Consider the following 14,209-nt stretch of genomic DNA (forward strand, 5'->3'; position numbering starts at 1 on the left):
CCCCCCCCCCCCCCGACTCGCTGCCGGTGCCGGCGGGAGAAATCGCCGGGGCGTGGCTGATCCGTGAAAACTTAACCGACCTGTTTATCGGCTATGCGCACTACGCCGCGCAGATGGCGGCGTGCAGCGATCTGCGCACGCTGCTTATTCCGCCGGCGTGGAATGTTCGCTGCGACTACCTGCTGGCGCAGATTGAACAGAGCGCCGGGGCGCAGCGGCTGTGCCGCTTTATCCTCGGCGCGGAGGGGCAGCGCTTACTGAAAGACGCCGGTTTTTTGCCTATCAACGACGAATCGTAAACTGCGGAGCCAGCAGCGGCAGCGCCGACCCGGGGGGATGGACTTTGCGTACCGCTAAACCATACGCGCGCTGAAGATTCGCTTCCGTCAGCACGGCGGCTGATTCTCCCGCCAGCCATTCACCGTCGGGCAGCAGCAGCAAGGTCTGGTTCGCCACCTGCAGGGCGTGGGTCGGATCGTGCGTGGTAAACAGCACCGTCCGCTTCTGGCGATGGGCCAGGTCGCTGATGAGCTGCAGCACCAGCTGCTGGTTGGCCAGATCCAGCGCCGAGCAGGGTTCATCCAGCAGGATATTCTGGCTGGCGCCCACCAGCGCCCTGGCGATAAGCACCAGCTGCTGCTGGCCGCCGGACAGCGCGCAAAACACCTTGTCGGCCAGCACCGCGATCCCCAGCTGCGCCAGCGCCTTCTGCACCTCACGTTCGTCTTCCGCTGTTGGCTGAGCGAACAGATTAACGTGGCGCGCCCGTCCCATCAGCACCACGTCGCGCACCTGCCAGCCAAAAGCCGGGCGAAAATACTGCGGCACGATGGCGAGACCGCCCGCGCAGGTAAATTCACCGCCGATCGGCGTCAGTACCCCGGTCAGGGTATCGAGCAGAGTGCTTTTGCCGCGGCCGTTAGCGCCGAGCACCGCCCAGATATCGCCGGAACGGCACTGCAGGTTCAGAGGGGCGAACAGCGGTCGGCTATGGCCGTAGAGCAGGTTGCTTAACTGTAGGGAAAGGGCCATCAGCGCGCGCCTGTGCGTCGCGACTGCACCAGCAGCCAGGTGAACAGCGGCGCGCCAAGAAGCGCGGTGATGATTCCAATGGGGATTTCGGCCTGGATCAGCGTGCGGGCGAGGTCATCGACGACGATCATAAAACCGCCGCCGAGCCAGAAGGCGGTAGGGAGAAGACGCCGGTGGTCGGCGCCGGCCAGCAGCCGCGCCAGATGCGGGATCACCAGCCCGACCCACGCGATGCTGCCGCTGACCGCCACCTGAGCGGCGACCAGCACCGCGCAGCACACCAGTACCCCGCGACGCAGCCCGGTCACCGCAACCCCCAGACCGCGGGCATCTTTCTCCTCCAGCGCCAGCAGGTTAATCCGCCAGCGGAGCTTAAACAGCACCATCGCGGCGCAGGCTACCGGTAGCGCCATCAGCAGGACTTTGTGCCAGCTGGCGGTGGCGAAGCTGCCGAGCAGCCAGAAAACAATATTCGGCAGCGTCTCTTCGCTATCGGCCAGGTACTGCATCAGGCTCACCAGGGCGGCAAAAAAGCCGCTGAGGATAATGCCTGAGAGGATCAGCACCAGGGTGCTTTCGCGCCCCTGCAGCGCGGCTATCAGATAGACCAGCATCAGCGCGGCAAGGCCGAAGAGAAAGGTCGAGGCCATCATCAGCGCGGCGTTCAGCCCCAGCAGAATCGCCAGCGTCCCGCCGAAGGCGGAACCGGAGGTGACGCCGATGATATGCGGGTCCACCAGCGGATTCTGGAACACGCCCTGTAAGGTGGCCCCGCACAGCCCCAGCGCGCCGCCGGCCAGCAGCGCCATCACGATCCTCGGCAGCCGCACCGACCACATCACCTGGCCGGCGACGCCGTCGAGGGGAGAAAGATGCGCCAGCTGGCGAAAAACTTCCGCCAGGCTTAACGGATACTGCCCGAGGCAGAGTGAAGCGATTGCAATCACGATCGTCACCAGCGCGAGGGTACATTGCAGCAGGGCCGGATGACGATGACTACGCATCCGGCGTCCACTTCACGCGGTAGAAACGCTGATAGTACTCCCGCGCCTTCGCCTCGACATCGACGCTGTTGTAGCGTGAGGGGTAGAGTTTTTTCGCCATCCACAGCTCGCCGATCGCCAGCGCCTCCGGCATCGGGTAGCCCCAGGCCTTGGCGTATTCCGGCATCAGCCACACGCGGTGATTTTTGACCGCGTCAATGCTCTGCCACTGCGGGTCGTTTTGTATCTGTTTGACCACCTCCGGGTAGCGGTCCTGCACGAAAATCACCTGCGGATCCCACTGCAGCACCTGCTCCAGCGAGACCTGGCGCGCGCCCTTTACGCTGGCGGCGGCAACGTTCAGCGCCCCGGCGTGCTTCATCATCAGGCCGGTGTATTTGCCCGAGCCGTAGGTGTTGAGGTCCGGATTGGCCATATATACCCGCACCCGCTCGTTTTGCGGAATATCGGCAACCGGCGCGTTAGCCAGCCTGCGCGCGCTGAAGGTGTATTGAATCAGCGCTTCGGCCTGAGCCTGACGCCCGACCACTTCGCCAATCAGGCGGATCCCCTGTTTCAGCCCCTCGTTATAGGCCTGCTCTTCATCGGCCATCATCGGGTTCATTTTGTTTTTCTCACCCGCGGCATCCTGGCGCAGAGAGACCGCCACCACCGGGATCCCGGCGCCCTGGATCTGCTGGATCATCGCCTGCGGCGCGTAGTTGGCAACGAACACCACCTGGGGATGCAGCGCCAGCAGGCTCTCGATATTGACCTGCGTCAGATCGCCCGGCATCGGTAGTGTCTCAATAGCCGGCATAAAGCGCGCAAACTGCGGGCCAAGCTGCTTTTTCCAGCTGCTCATGACGCCGACAACGTCGTCAGCGGCGTTAAGCTGCACCAGCAGGTTTAAGGTCTGATGCTGGAGCACCACGGCGCGGGTGACGTGGTCGGGGAGGGTGACTTCACGACCCAGCTGGTCGGTGAGGGTGCGGTCGGCAAAGGCCTGACCGGCAAACAGGCTGGCGCTTAACAGCGCCATAGCAAAGAAAACGCGCGGATGTCTGGACATGATGGGCTCAGCGGCAAAGGAAGAATCGTTGTATATTAAAATATATAACGAAGCCGGGCGCAATGGCTGGCGGGCTATTTACCCCCTATGGACAAGGTTATTGGTAAAACACCTCTTCATCGGACATCCGTTCTTCTATGCGGGTAGCGACCTTCTGCAGCGGGGCGAGGTACTTTTGCGCCGCCTGGTCAATGGTCATGGCTTTAGCCATATAGACCAGGTTCAGGCAGCCGATAACCCGCTGCTGGCGGCGAATGGGGACGGCAATGGAAGCGATTTTCTCCTCCTGCTGCCAGCCGCGAAAGTTTTCGCCGTAGCCGTTTTGCCGGGTGCGTTCGAGGATGGCGGCCAGTTTTTCCGGCTCGCGCGCCAGCTGATACTCCGCTTCCGGTCGGGCGGCAAGCATCTCAACAATCGGGCTTCGTTCGTGTTCCGGCGCGAAGGCCAGCCAGGTTAATCCCGAAGCGGTCAGCAGCAGCGGCAGGCGGCGGCCGACCATCGCCCGGTGGAAGGAGAGGCGGCTGAAGCGGTGGGTGGTTTCGCGCACCACCATCGCATCGACGTCCAGGGTGGTGATGTCGGTCGGCCATAAAACCTCGCGCAGCAGTTCGCCAAGCAGCGGCGTGGCGAGGGCAGAAATCCAATGTTCGTCACGAAATCCCTCACTTAACTGACGCACTTTAATCGTCAGGCGAAAGCTGTCATCGGAGCGGCTGCGGCGCACGTAACCCTCGTCCTGCAGCGTTTCCAGCAGCCGCCTGACGGTCGTGCGATGCAGGCCGCTAAACTCGGCCAGGGTGCCGACCGTCGCGCCTCCGTCGAATTTATTTAACAAATTTAATAACAATAATCCGCGGCTCAATCCGCGCACCGTTTTGTAATCTGCCGAAGCGTTTTCGTTCATGCGTCCTCAATAAAAATCATTATAAACAATCATGTGCACCTGGTGCTCATCCGGTAATGTTTTGATTGTAGCGCAAATCACCGACCCTATACTGACCTCACAATAAAAATAAATTCACATTTAGTTAACAAATTGCCCTGCTGAAGGTTGTGCGGTGACGGCAATTTGTCCGAAGCGTGAGGTTTTGAAAATGACAACATCCAATCCTGATATCCAACCCGCGGTACAGCACAGCGCGCAGGTCGCTATTGCCGGCGCCGGTCCGGTTGGCCTGACCATCGCCAACTACCTCGGGCAGATGGGCGTCAGCGTCGTGCTGATTGAGAAGCTCGAGTCGCTGATCGATTATCCCCGCGCCATCGGTATCGACGATGAGGCGCTGCGGGCGATGCAGGCGGTGGGGCTGGTCGACAACGTGCTGCCGCATACTACGCCGTGGCACGCGATGCGCTTTCTCACCCCGAAAGGGCGCTGCTTTGCCGATATTCAGCCGATGACCGACGAGTTTGGCTGGTCGCGCCGCAATGCGTTTATTCAGCCGCAGGTGGACGCGGTGCTGTACGACGGCCTCAGCCGTTTCCCCCACGTGCGCTGCCTGTTTTCCCGCGAAGTAGAGGCCTTTAGCCAGAATAGTGACGGTGTCATCCTGAACGTCAAAGGCAGCGACGGCGAGCGGGAAACCGTGCGCGCCGACTGGCTGGTGGCCTGCGACGGCGGAGCCAGCTTCATTCGTCGCGCGCTGAATATTCCCTTCGAAGGCAAAACCGCGCCGAATCAATGGATTGTTATTGATATCGCCAACGATCCGCTGGCGACGCCGCACGTCTACCTGTGCTGCGACCCGGTGCGCCCGTACGTCTCCGCCGCGCTGCCGCACGGGGTACGGCGTTTCGAATTTATGGTCATGCCCGGAGAAACCGAAGCCCAGCTCAGCGAGCCGCGCAAGATGCGCCAGCTATTGAGCAAGGTGCTGCCGGACCCGGATAACGTCGAGCTGATTCGCCAGCGCGTCTACACCCACAACGCGCGCATCGCCGAACGCTTTCGCGTCGATCGCGTACTGCTGGCGGGCGACGCGGCGCACATCATGCCGGTGTGGCAGGGGCAGGGCTACAACAGCGGTATGCGCGACGCCTTTAACCTGGCCTGGAAGCTGGCGCTGGTGGTGAACGGCAAAGCCGGAGAGGCGCTGCTGGACAGCTACCAACAGGAGCGGCGCGATCACGCCAAAGCGATGATCGACCTGTCGGTCACCGCCGGCAACGTCCTGGCGCCGCCGAAACGCTGGCACGGCGCGGTGCGCGACGGCGTTTCGTGGCTGCTCAACTATCTGCCGCCGGTTAAACGCTACTTCCTTGAAATGCGTTTCAAGCCAATGCCGCAGTATCGCGACGGCGCGCTGCTGGCGGAAGGCGAAAGCAAAACGTCCCCGGTCGGCAAAATGTTTATCCAGCCGAAGGTGACGCTGGAAAACGGGCAGGTGACGCTGCTCGATGAGGTGATTGGCGCCAGATTCGCCATTATCGCCTGGGGCTGTAATCCGCAGTGGGGGCTCAACGATGAACAAATAGCCCGCTGGCGCGCGGTCGGGGTGCGCTTTATCCAGGTGGTGCCGGAGGTGCAGATTCATTGCGATCAGGACAACGTGCCCGGCGTTATCCGCATCGGCGATACGCAAAACCGCCTGAAAAGCTGGTTCGCGCAGCACGATACCGCCATTGCCGTGGTGCGTCCGGACCGCTTCGTCGCCACCGTGGCCATCCCGCAAACCCTGAGCAAAAAGCTCGACGCGCTGGCGAGCAAGATGCAGCTGGCTTCCGCGCAGGCGGCAACAACGATTGAACAGGTGGCCTGATATGAACGCATATCTTCATTGCCTCTCCCATACCCCGCTGGTGGGCTACGTTGACCCGGAACAGGCGGTGCTGGACGAAGTGAACGGCACCATCGCCGACGCGCGGGCGCGCATTGCCGCCTTCGACCCGGAGCTGGTGGTGCTGTTTGCTCCCGATCACTACAACGGCTTTTTCTACGATGTGATGCCGCCGTTCTGTTTAGGCATCGGGGCGACCGCTATCGGCGACTTCAGCAGCGCCAGCGGCGTTCTGCCGGTGCCGACGGCGCTGGCGGAGGCCTGCGCCCACGCGGTGATGAAAGAGGGCATCGATCTGGCGGTCTCCTACTGCATGCAGGTGGATCACGGCTTTGCGCAACCGCTGGAGTTCCTGCTCGGCGGGCTGGATACCCTGCCGGTTCTGCCGGTGTTTATCAACGGCGTGGCGTCGCCGCTGCCGGGCTTTCAGCGCACCCGCATGCTGGGCGAAGCCATTGGCCGCTTCCTGACCACCCTCAATAAACGGGTATTAATCCTTGGCTCCGGCGGCCTGTCGCATCAGCCGCCGGTACCGGAGCTGGCGAAGGCCGATGCCCATATGCGCGACCGGCTGCTGGGCAGCGGCAGGCAGCTGCCTCCGGACGAGCGTGAACTGCGCCAGCAGCGGGTCATTAGCGCGGCGAAGCAGTTTATCGAGGACCAGAACTCGCTCTATCCGCTCAACCCCGTCTGGGATACCCGCTTTATGAGCCTGCTGGAGCAGGGGCGGCTGGCGGAGCTGGATGCCGTCAGTAACGAAGAGCTGTCGGCAATGGCCGGGAAATCGACGCACGAAATTAAAACCTGGGTGGCCGCCTTTGCCGCGCTATCCGCATTTGGCCGCTGGCGCTGCGAAGGCCGCTATTACCGACCAATCCCCGAGTGGATTGCCGGATTTGGCTCGCTGAGCGCCGCCGCGCAGAACTGAATTAACGGGAGAATATGATGAGCTACCAACCGCAAACCGAAGTCGCCACCAGCCGTTTCCTCAACGTGGAAGAGGGCGGAGAAACATTACGCATCCATTTTAATGACTGCGGCGAGGGCGACGAAACCGTGGTCCTGCTGCACGGCTCTGGCCCCGGGGCTACCGGCTGGGCCAACTTTAGCCGCAATATCGACCCGCTGGTCGAGGCGGGCTACCGGGTCATTCTGCTGGACTGCCCCGGCTGGGGAAAAAGCGATTCTATCGTCAACCGCGGCTCCCGTTCCGACCTGAACGCCAGGGTGCTGAAAAGCGTGATTGACCAGCTGGATATCAGCAAAGTGCATCTGCTGGGCAATTCGATGGGCGGACACAGCGCGGTGGCCTTTACCCTCAGCTGGCCGGAGCGCGTCGGCAAACTGGTGCTGATGGGCGGCGGAACCGGCGGCATGAGCCTGTTTACGCCGATGCCGACGGAAGGCATCAAGCTGCTGAACGGCCTGTACCGTGAGCCGACCATCGAAAACCTGAAAAAGATGATGAACATCTTTGTCTTCGATACCCGCGATTTGACCGACGCGCTGTTTGAAGCGCGCCTCAATAATATGCTGTCGCGCCGGGAGCATCTGGATAATTTCGTCCAAAGCCTGGAAGCCAACCCGAAGCAGTTCCCGGATTTTAGCCCGCGTCTCGGCGAAATCCGCGCGCAGACCCTGATCGTCTGGGGGCGTAACGATCGCTTTGTACCGATGGACGCCGGGCTGCGCCTGCTGGCGGGCATTAACGGTTCCGAACTGCATATCTATCGCGACTGCGGTCACTGGGCGCAGTGGGAGCACGCGGAGAGCTTTAACCAGCTGGTGCTCGATTTTCTGGCGCGTACCTGAGGAGTGCTGATGACAACCTTATCTCTTGAACAACTGGCGCAGCGTCTGCGTGAGGCGGAACGCCGCGGCCAGGCGATTGAACCGCTGCGCGATGCGCTCGGCGTTGACAACGCGGAAGCGGCCTACGCCATCCAGCGGATGAACGTGCAGCACCACGTGGCGAACGGCCGCCGGGTGGCGGGACGCAAGGTGGGACTGACCCATCCTAAAGTGCAGCAGCAGCTGGGCGTTGACCAGCCGGACTTCGGCACCCTGTTTGCCGACATGTGCTACGGCGATAACGCCGATGTGCCGTTCTCCCGGGTGCTGCAGCCGAAAGTGGAGGCCGAAATCGCCCTGGTGCTGAAACGCGATCTGCCGCATGCCGATACCACCTTTGATGAACTGTACGCCGCCATCGACTGGGTGCTTCCCGCGCTGGAGGTGGTCGGCAGCCGTATTCGCGACTGGTCGATTGGCTTTGTCGATACGGTCGCCGATAACGCCTCCTGCGGCGTTTACGTGCTGGGTAGCCCGGCGCGGCGCCCGGATGGGCTGGATCTGAAAAACTGCGCGATGCGCATGACCCGTAACGAGGAAGAGGTCTCCAGCGGGCGCGGCAGCGAATGTCTTGGCCATCCGCTGAACGCGGCGGTGTGGCTGGCGCGCAAAATGGCCAGCCTCGGCGAGCCGCTGCGGGCGGGGGATATCGTGCTGACCGGGGCGTTAGGCCCGATGGTGGCGATTACCGCCGGCGATCGTTTTGCCGCCCATATCGACGGTTTAGGTTCAGTGGCGGCGACCTTTGTCGCCAAAGAGGAAGAGAGTGATGAGTAAACGTAAAGTCGCCATTATCGGCTCCGGCAATATCGGCACCGATTTAATGATCAAAATTCTGCGCCACGGGCAGCACCTGGAGATGGCGGTAATGGTCGGCATCGACCCTGAGTCTGACGGCCTGGCCCGCGCCCGGCGCATGGGCGTCGCCACCACGCACGAGGGCGTTGGCGGCCTGATGCAGATGGCGGAATTCGCCGATATCGATGTGGTTTTTGACGCCACCAGCGCCGGAGCGCACGTGAAAAACGACGCCGCGCTGCGGGAAGCCAGGCCGGGGATCCGGGTGATCGACCTGACCCCGGCGGCCATCGGCCCGTACTGCGTGCCGGTGGTCAATCTCGAGGCCAATCTGGCCGAAGGCAACGTCAATATGGTGACCTGCGGCGGCCAGGCCACCATCCCGATGGTGGCGGCGGTCTCTCGGGTGGCAAAAGTGCACTATGCGGAGATCGTCGCCTCAATTGCCAGCAAATCCGCCGGGCCGGGGACGCGCGCCAACATTGATGAATTTACCGAAACCACCTCGCAGGCCATTGAGAAAGTGGGCGGCGCGGCGAAAGGCAAAGCGATTATCGTGCTGAATCCGGCGGAGCCGCCGCTGATGATGCGCGACACCGTTTATGTCCTGAGCGAAGCGGCATCGCAGCAGGCGATTGCCGCGTCGATCGCCGAGATGGCGGCGGCTGTGCAGGCCTACGTGCCGGGATATCGCCTGAAGCAGCAGGTGCAGTTTGAGGTCATCCCGGAAGATAAACCGGTAAACCTGCCGGGCGTCGGCCGCTTCTCGGGCCTGAAAACGGCGGTTTATCTCGAGGTCGAAGGGGCGGCGCACTATCTGCCAGCCTACGCGGGTAACCTCGATATTATGACGTCGGCGGCGCTGGCGACGGCGGAAAAAATGGCCCAGGCGATGAACGACGCGGCGGGAGAAGCAGCATGAACGGCAAAAAACTCTATATCTCAGACGTGACCCTGCGCGACGGGATGCACGCGATTCGTCATCAATACTCGCTCGACAATGTGCGCCAGATTGCCCGGGCGCTGGATTGTGCGGGCGTCGATTCGATAGAGGTGGCCCACGGCGACGGCCTGCAGGGTTCCAGCTTTAACTACGGCTTCGGCGCGTACAGCGACCTGCAGTGGATTGAGGCGGCGGCGGAGTCGGTCAGCCAGGCGAAGATCGCCACTTTATTGCTACCCGGCATTGGCACTCTGCACGACCTGAAAAACGCGTATCAGGCCGGGGCGCGGGTGGTGCGCGTGGCGACCCACTGCACCGAGGCGGATGTTTCCGCGCAGCATATCGCCTTCGCCCGCGAGCTGGGCATGGACACCGTCGGCTTCCTGATGATGAGCCATATGACCTCCCCGGAACAGCTGGCGCAGCAGGCGCTGAAGATGGAATCCTACGGCGCCACCTGTATTTACGTGGTGGATTCCGGCGGGGCGATGAACATGAACGATATTCGCGATCGCTTCCGCGCCCTCAAGGCGGTGCTGAAGCCGGAAACCGCCACCGGGATGCACGCGCATCATAACCTCAGTCTCGGCGTGGCCAACTCCATCGCCGCGGTGGAAGAGGGCTGCGACCGTATTGATGCCAGCCTGGCGGGGATGGGGGCCGGGGCGGGCAACGCGCCGCTGGAGGTGTTTATCGCCGCCGCCGATAAGCTCGGCTGGAATCACGGTACCGATCTGTATGCTCTGATGAACGCCGCCGATGAGCTGGTGCGCCCGCTGCAGGACCGCCCGGTGCGGGTTGACCGCGAAACGCTGGCGCTGGGCTATGCCGGGGTTTACTCCAGCTTTCTGCGCCACAGCGAAGCGGCCGCCGGGCGCTACGGCCTGAGCGCGGTGGATATCCTCGTCGAACTCGGCAAGCGGCGGATGGTGGGCGGTCAGGAGGATATGATCGTCGACGTCGCGCTGGATCTGCTTAACCGCAGCAAATAAAAGCAACGCGCGGCTGGCAACGTATCAGCCGCCATTCACCTGCTCCGCTTGTCCGGATATCGCAAAGGTACCCTATGACCCAAACAACGACTGCAAGCAATTCGCGCCTGATGTTAACCGTCGGGCTCTGTTTTATGGTGGCCCTGATGGAAGGGCTGGATCTGCAGGCGGCAGGCATCGCCGCCGTGGGCATGGCGCAGGCGTTCGCGCTGGATAAAATGCAGATGGGCTGGATTTTCAGCGCCGGGATCCTCGGCCTGCTGCCCGGCGCGCTGGTGGGCGGCATGCTGGCGGATCGCTATGGCCGCAAGCGAATTCTGCTGGGCTCGGTGCTGCTCTTTGGCCTGTTCTCAATCGCTACCGCGCTGGCGTGGAATTATCCCACGCTGCTGGTGGCCCGGCTGCTGACCGGCGTCGGCCTGGGCGCGGCGCTGCCGAATCTGATTGCCTTAACCTCCGAGGCCGCCGGCCCCCGCTTTCGCGGCAGGGCGGTCAGCCTGATGTACTGCGGCGTCCCCATCGGCGCGGCGCTGGCGGCGGCGCTGGGCTTTTTCGGCCTTGCCGCGGCCTGGCAAACGGTGTTCTGGATCGGCGGTATCGTTCCGCTGCTGCTGGTGCCGCTGCTGCTGCGCTGGCTGCCGGAATCGCCGGTGTTTCAGCGCAGCGCGCGGGGCGTGCCGCTGCGCACGCTCCTCGCGCCGGGCAACGCTACCGCCACGCTGCTGCTGTGGCTGTGCTATTTTTTCACGCTGCTGGTGGTCTATATGCTGATCAACTGGCTGCCGATGCTGCTAGTCGGCCAGGGGTTCAGCCCCAGCGAGGCGGCGGGAGTGATGTTTGTTCTGCAGTTTGGCGCCGCCTGCGGCACGCTGCTGCTGGGGGCGCTGATGGATAAGCTCAGCCCGCTGTGGATGTCGCTGCTGATCTATACCGGCATGCTGGCGTCGCTGCTGGCGCTGGGGACCGCGTCCTCGCTGACCGCAATGCTCTTCTCCGGCTTTGTCGCCGGACTGTTTGCCACCGGCGGCCAGAGCGTGCTTTACGCGCTGGCTCCGCTGTTCTATCGCACCGAAATCCGCGCCACCGGCGTGGGGACGGCGGTGGCGATTGGCCGTCTCGGCGCGATGAGCGGTCCGCTGCTGGCGGGCAAAATGCTGGCGCTGGGCACCGGCACCGTCGGGGTGATGGCCGCGTCTGCTCCCGGCATTCTGCTGGCGGGCGCGGCGGTGTTCTGGCTGATGAGCCGACAAAAACGCACGGCGCTGGCCTGAGCATTTTCGCTGATTCCCGGGGGCGGCGCGGTAAAGCCGCGCCTTGCCTGGGCTACCGGACTGGTAGCCCGGGAATCCGCCTTGCGCATCTCGCTACTTTGGCATAGGTTAAATCATCATCCATTGATTCTTCCGAGCATCATGTCTTTTACATCCCGCTTACTGAGCGATATCCCCGGTATCCGCTACGCCTTTCTCGACGTTCATGAAACCGCCGCCTTTCCCTATAGCGAAATGGCGCCGGTTAAACTGGTTCACAGCAATATCGTACATGAGTATCGGGCGCCGCAGGCGGAGCGCCCCCACGCCGATGCGATGTTTACCGCCGTCAGCGGGCAAAAGATGGGCGTGGTGACCGCCGACTGTCTGCCGCTGCTGATGGCGTCGCGCGATGGGCGCTATGTTTGCAGCGTGCACGCAGGCTGGCGCGGCGCGGCCAGCGGGATTATCGAAAATAGCCTCGCGCTGTTTCAGCGTTATCACGTCGACCCGCAAGATCTGGTGGTGGTGAGCGGGCCGCATATTCACCCCTGCTGCTATGAAGTCACCGGCGACTTCTACCAGGCGCTGCTGGCGATGCCCGCCGGCGAGCTGGCAAAACGCCATCGGGAGCAGCTCTTCCTGTCCCATCAGGCGGCGTCGGAGGGGGAGCAGGCGAAAGCGACCGCGGGCGACAATGCGTGGTTCGATCTGCGGGCTTTTGCCCACCTCCTGCTGCGCAGCGCGGGCGTGCCGGAGGAAAACATGGAGTGGCTGGGGAGCTGCACCTACTGCACGCCGCAGCGGCTGGGGTCGTTTCGTCGGCGCACGCATTTCCCGGCGCCGAAGTCATTTCAGTATTCATGGATCATGCGCGAGCCTGATGGGGCGGGCCGATGAGACGAAATGATGTTTGATGATGTGTAACATCGGCGGGCGTTTGCTATCTCTGCACTCCTTCAAACAAGGAGGATTGCAAAATGAAATTGAACGCGTTCACTTTAACTCTCGCGCCGCTGCTGGTTGCCGGCGCGTTTTCCGCTCATGCCGGCCCGCAGGCCCACGTGGTCTGCGCTTATCACCATACGTTGGGCGATGACGCCATCATGATGTTCGGCAAACCGAATCAGGCCATGTGGCATGATTTTTTTGGTAATACCCATACCGATGCGGTTTCCACCTATCAGACGCTGCGCGACCAGCCGGAAACCACCTGCGATAACAAGGCCGACGGTTCCGCCTACTGGGTGCCGTCGATGAAGCTGCCGGATGGTCAGGTGGTAACGCCGGCGTATCAAAAAACCTACTATCAGACCACCAAAGTGGAACAGTATCCGCTGCACCCGTTCCCGGCGGGTCTCGAACTGCTGGCGGGCGATCACCACGGTTCGGCGCCCAGCTCGCGCATCACCTTTTTGTGCGCTAACGGCAAAGGCTACAGCAACAAGGCCGGAGAAGTCTGTGGGCTGCGTAAAGGTGGCGATGCGGTACAGTTTAATATCGGTATTCAGTTCCCCAACTGCTGGGATGGGGTCAATCTCAAACCGGCTCACGGGCACAGTAACGCGGCATACGACGTCAACGGCGCCTGTCCGAGCGACTATCCGGTGAAAATCCCGACGGTGAATATGAATGTGGCCTACGTTCTGCCGCAGATTACATCCCTGGATACCGCGAAGATTCAGCTCTCCCTGGATCCGATCATGGACGGTGAGAAGCGCGAAGAGCGCTGGGGCAGTATCTATACGGCGCACGCGGATTTTATGAACGGCTGGACGGTGGAAGGGGCGCACTATATGACCGAGCGCTGCATGAACAAGGGGATCGACTGCGGCAGCGCAGTGCCGTATCGCTTCACGACGGTGAAGGAGAATGCGCTGGTGGACAGCACCGCGCCGACGGTCGCCCATCCCGCGCCGGAAAACCTGGTGGTCAGCGATAACTGGCAAAACGGCGGGCGCACGCACAATCCGGAAACCATGACGCTGGTGAAATTCCCTATCCCGCCGCTGCCGCAGGATCAGGACGCCTCGCTGTTTAAATATCAGCTGCGGATCTACGGCGGAAAAGTGGAAACCAACGGCGCGGATCAGATCTTTTTCTATCCGGCGAGCAACGACTGGAGCGCGAACAGCGTGACCTGGAATCATCGCCCGCCCTGTAACTACAGCTCGGAGGCGTCGCTGTACCTCAATTCCAAACGCGAATACCGGATGGTGGATGTCGATAAAGCGGTGCGCAAGGCGCTGGCGGAAGGCAAAACCGAGATCTCGTGGTATATCGGCGGCGACCGCCAGGGCAATCGCTACCATTTCGACCCGGCGGGGGCGCAGCAGGAGCCGATGCTGATGCTGATGGGCTTTAAAAATACCCCGGAGATCTGATTGCGGCCTTTCCCCGGGCGACGGGTTCGCAGACGGTGGTGAACCCGTAGCCCGGGCAAGGCGCTTGCGCCGCCCCCGGGAGCAGAGCGCAGTGCGGCATAATTCCCCGGAGGCGATGCCGCGCATC

14 protein-coding genes are annotated in these 14,209 nt (G+C 62.3%); 10 read left to right on the forward strand and 4 right to left on the reverse strand.

Annotated elements, in window-relative coordinates; all coding sequences use genetic code 11:
- Positions 1 to 299: substrate-binding domain-containing protein (locus ABLU67_RS23710; RefSeq protein WP_348852558.1), on the forward strand; the 299-nt coding region annotated here is incomplete at its 5' end.
- Here ABLU67_RS23710 and ABLU67_RS23715 read toward each other — a convergent pair.
- From ABLU67_RS23715 to ABLU67_RS23730, 4 genes are all read right to left on the reverse strand, one after another.
- On the reverse strand, positions 283 to 1,032 hold the full coding sequence (locus tag ABLU67_RS23715; RefSeq protein WP_046878602.1) for an ABC transporter ATP-binding protein: 750 nt from the start codon (positions 1,030 to 1,032) through the stop codon (positions 283 to 285). The genes ABLU67_RS23710 and ABLU67_RS23715 overlap by 17 nt on opposite strands.
- A complete protein-coding gene (locus ABLU67_RS23720) occupies positions 1,032 to 2,036 on the reverse strand; it encodes an iron ABC transporter permease (protein WP_286116060.1) in 1,005 nt (334 codons plus the stop codon). The genes ABLU67_RS23715 and ABLU67_RS23720 overlap by 1 nt, the downstream gene beginning before the upstream one ends.
- Positions 2,029 to 3,087 carry an ABC transporter substrate-binding protein gene (locus tag ABLU67_RS23725; RefSeq protein WP_049069694.1) on the reverse strand — a complete coding sequence of 353 codons (1,059 nt, stop codon included), beginning with the start codon at positions 3,085 to 3,087 and terminating at the stop codon, positions 2,029 to 2,031. Before ABLU67_RS23725 ends, ABLU67_RS23720 begins: the two co-directional genes overlap by 8 nt.
- 97 nt (positions 3,088 to 3,184) lie before the next feature.
- Entirely contained in the window at positions 3,185 to 3,991 is an 807-nt protein-coding gene (locus ABLU67_RS23730; RefSeq protein ID WP_025108202.1) for a DNA-binding transcriptional regulator, read from the reverse strand.
- Positions 3,992 to 4,181: 190 nt separating this feature from the next.
- Here ABLU67_RS23730 and ABLU67_RS23735 point away from each other — a divergent pair, with 190 nt between their 5' ends.
- The 9 genes from ABLU67_RS23735 to ABLU67_RS23775 all read left to right on the forward strand — a co-directional run bounded on the left by ABLU67_RS23735 (position 4,182) and on the right by ABLU67_RS23775 (position 14,082).
- Positions 4,182 to 5,846: a bifunctional 3-(3-hydroxy-phenyl)propionate/3-hydroxycinnamic acid hydroxylase gene (locus tag ABLU67_RS23735; protein ID WP_046878604.1), complete on the forward strand. Its 1,665-nt coding sequence runs from the start codon at positions 4,182 to 4,184 to the stop codon at positions 5,844 to 5,846.
- Between the two features lies 1 nt (position 5,847).
- Positions 5,848 to 6,792: a 2,3-dihydroxyphenylpropionate/2,3-dihydroxicinnamic acid 1,2-dioxygenase gene (mhpB, locus tag ABLU67_RS23740; protein ID WP_004851708.1), complete on the forward strand. Its 945-nt coding sequence runs from the start codon at positions 5,848 to 5,850 to the stop codon at positions 6,790 to 6,792.
- A 17-nt stretch (positions 6,793 to 6,809) separates the two neighbouring features.
- Positions 6,810 to 7,676, forward strand: coding sequence for a 2-hydroxy-6-oxonona-2,4-dienedioate hydrolase (gene mhpC, locus ABLU67_RS23745; protein ID WP_048262456.1), 867 nt, complete (start codon positions 6,810 to 6,812; stop codon positions 7,674 to 7,676).
- Between the two features lie 9 nt (positions 7,677 to 7,685).
- Entirely contained in the window at positions 7,686 to 8,492 is an 807-nt protein-coding gene (gene mhpD / locus ABLU67_RS23750) for a 2-keto-4-pentenoate hydratase (protein ID WP_025108199.1), read from the forward strand.
- Positions 8,485 to 9,435 (forward strand): acetaldehyde dehydrogenase, encoded by a 951-nt coding sequence (gene mhpF / locus ABLU67_RS23755; RefSeq protein WP_025108198.1) that lies wholly within the window; start codon positions 8,485 to 8,487, stop codon positions 9,433 to 9,435. The genes mhpD and mhpF overlap by 8 nt, the downstream gene beginning before the upstream one ends.
- Positions 9,432 to 10,448 carry a 4-hydroxy-2-oxovalerate aldolase gene (gene mhpE / locus ABLU67_RS23760; RefSeq protein WP_004851699.1) on the forward strand — a complete coding sequence of 339 codons (1,017 nt, stop codon included), beginning with the start codon at positions 9,432 to 9,434 and terminating at the stop codon, positions 10,446 to 10,448. The genes mhpF and mhpE overlap by 4 nt, the downstream gene beginning before the upstream one ends.
- 74 nt (positions 10,449 to 10,522) lie before the next feature.
- Positions 10,523 to 11,719 (forward strand): 3-(3-hydroxy-phenyl)propionate transporter MhpT, encoded by a 1,197-nt coding sequence (gene mhpT / locus ABLU67_RS23765; RefSeq protein ID WP_208923899.1) that lies wholly within the window; start codon positions 10,523 to 10,525, stop codon positions 11,717 to 11,719.
- Between the two features lie 141 nt (positions 11,720 to 11,860).
- The gene (locus tag ABLU67_RS23770; protein ID WP_014229693.1) at positions 11,861 to 12,598 is read left to right on the forward strand and encodes a polyphenol oxidase family protein; all 738 of its coding nucleotides are present in this window, start codon (positions 11,861 to 11,863) and stop codon (positions 12,596 to 12,598) included.
- Between the two features lie 80 nt (positions 12,599 to 12,678).
- Positions 12,679 to 14,082, forward strand: coding sequence for a DUF1996 domain-containing protein (locus ABLU67_RS23775; RefSeq protein WP_014229692.1), 1,404 nt, complete (start codon positions 12,679 to 12,681; stop codon positions 14,080 to 14,082).
- The last annotated feature ends 127 nt before the right edge of the window (positions 14,083 to 14,209 follow it).

Source organism: Klebsiella sp. GN_Kp190 (assembly GCF_040061795.1).
Lineage (GTDB): Bacteria > Pseudomonadota > Gammaproteobacteria > Enterobacterales > Enterobacteriaceae > Klebsiella > Klebsiella michiganensis.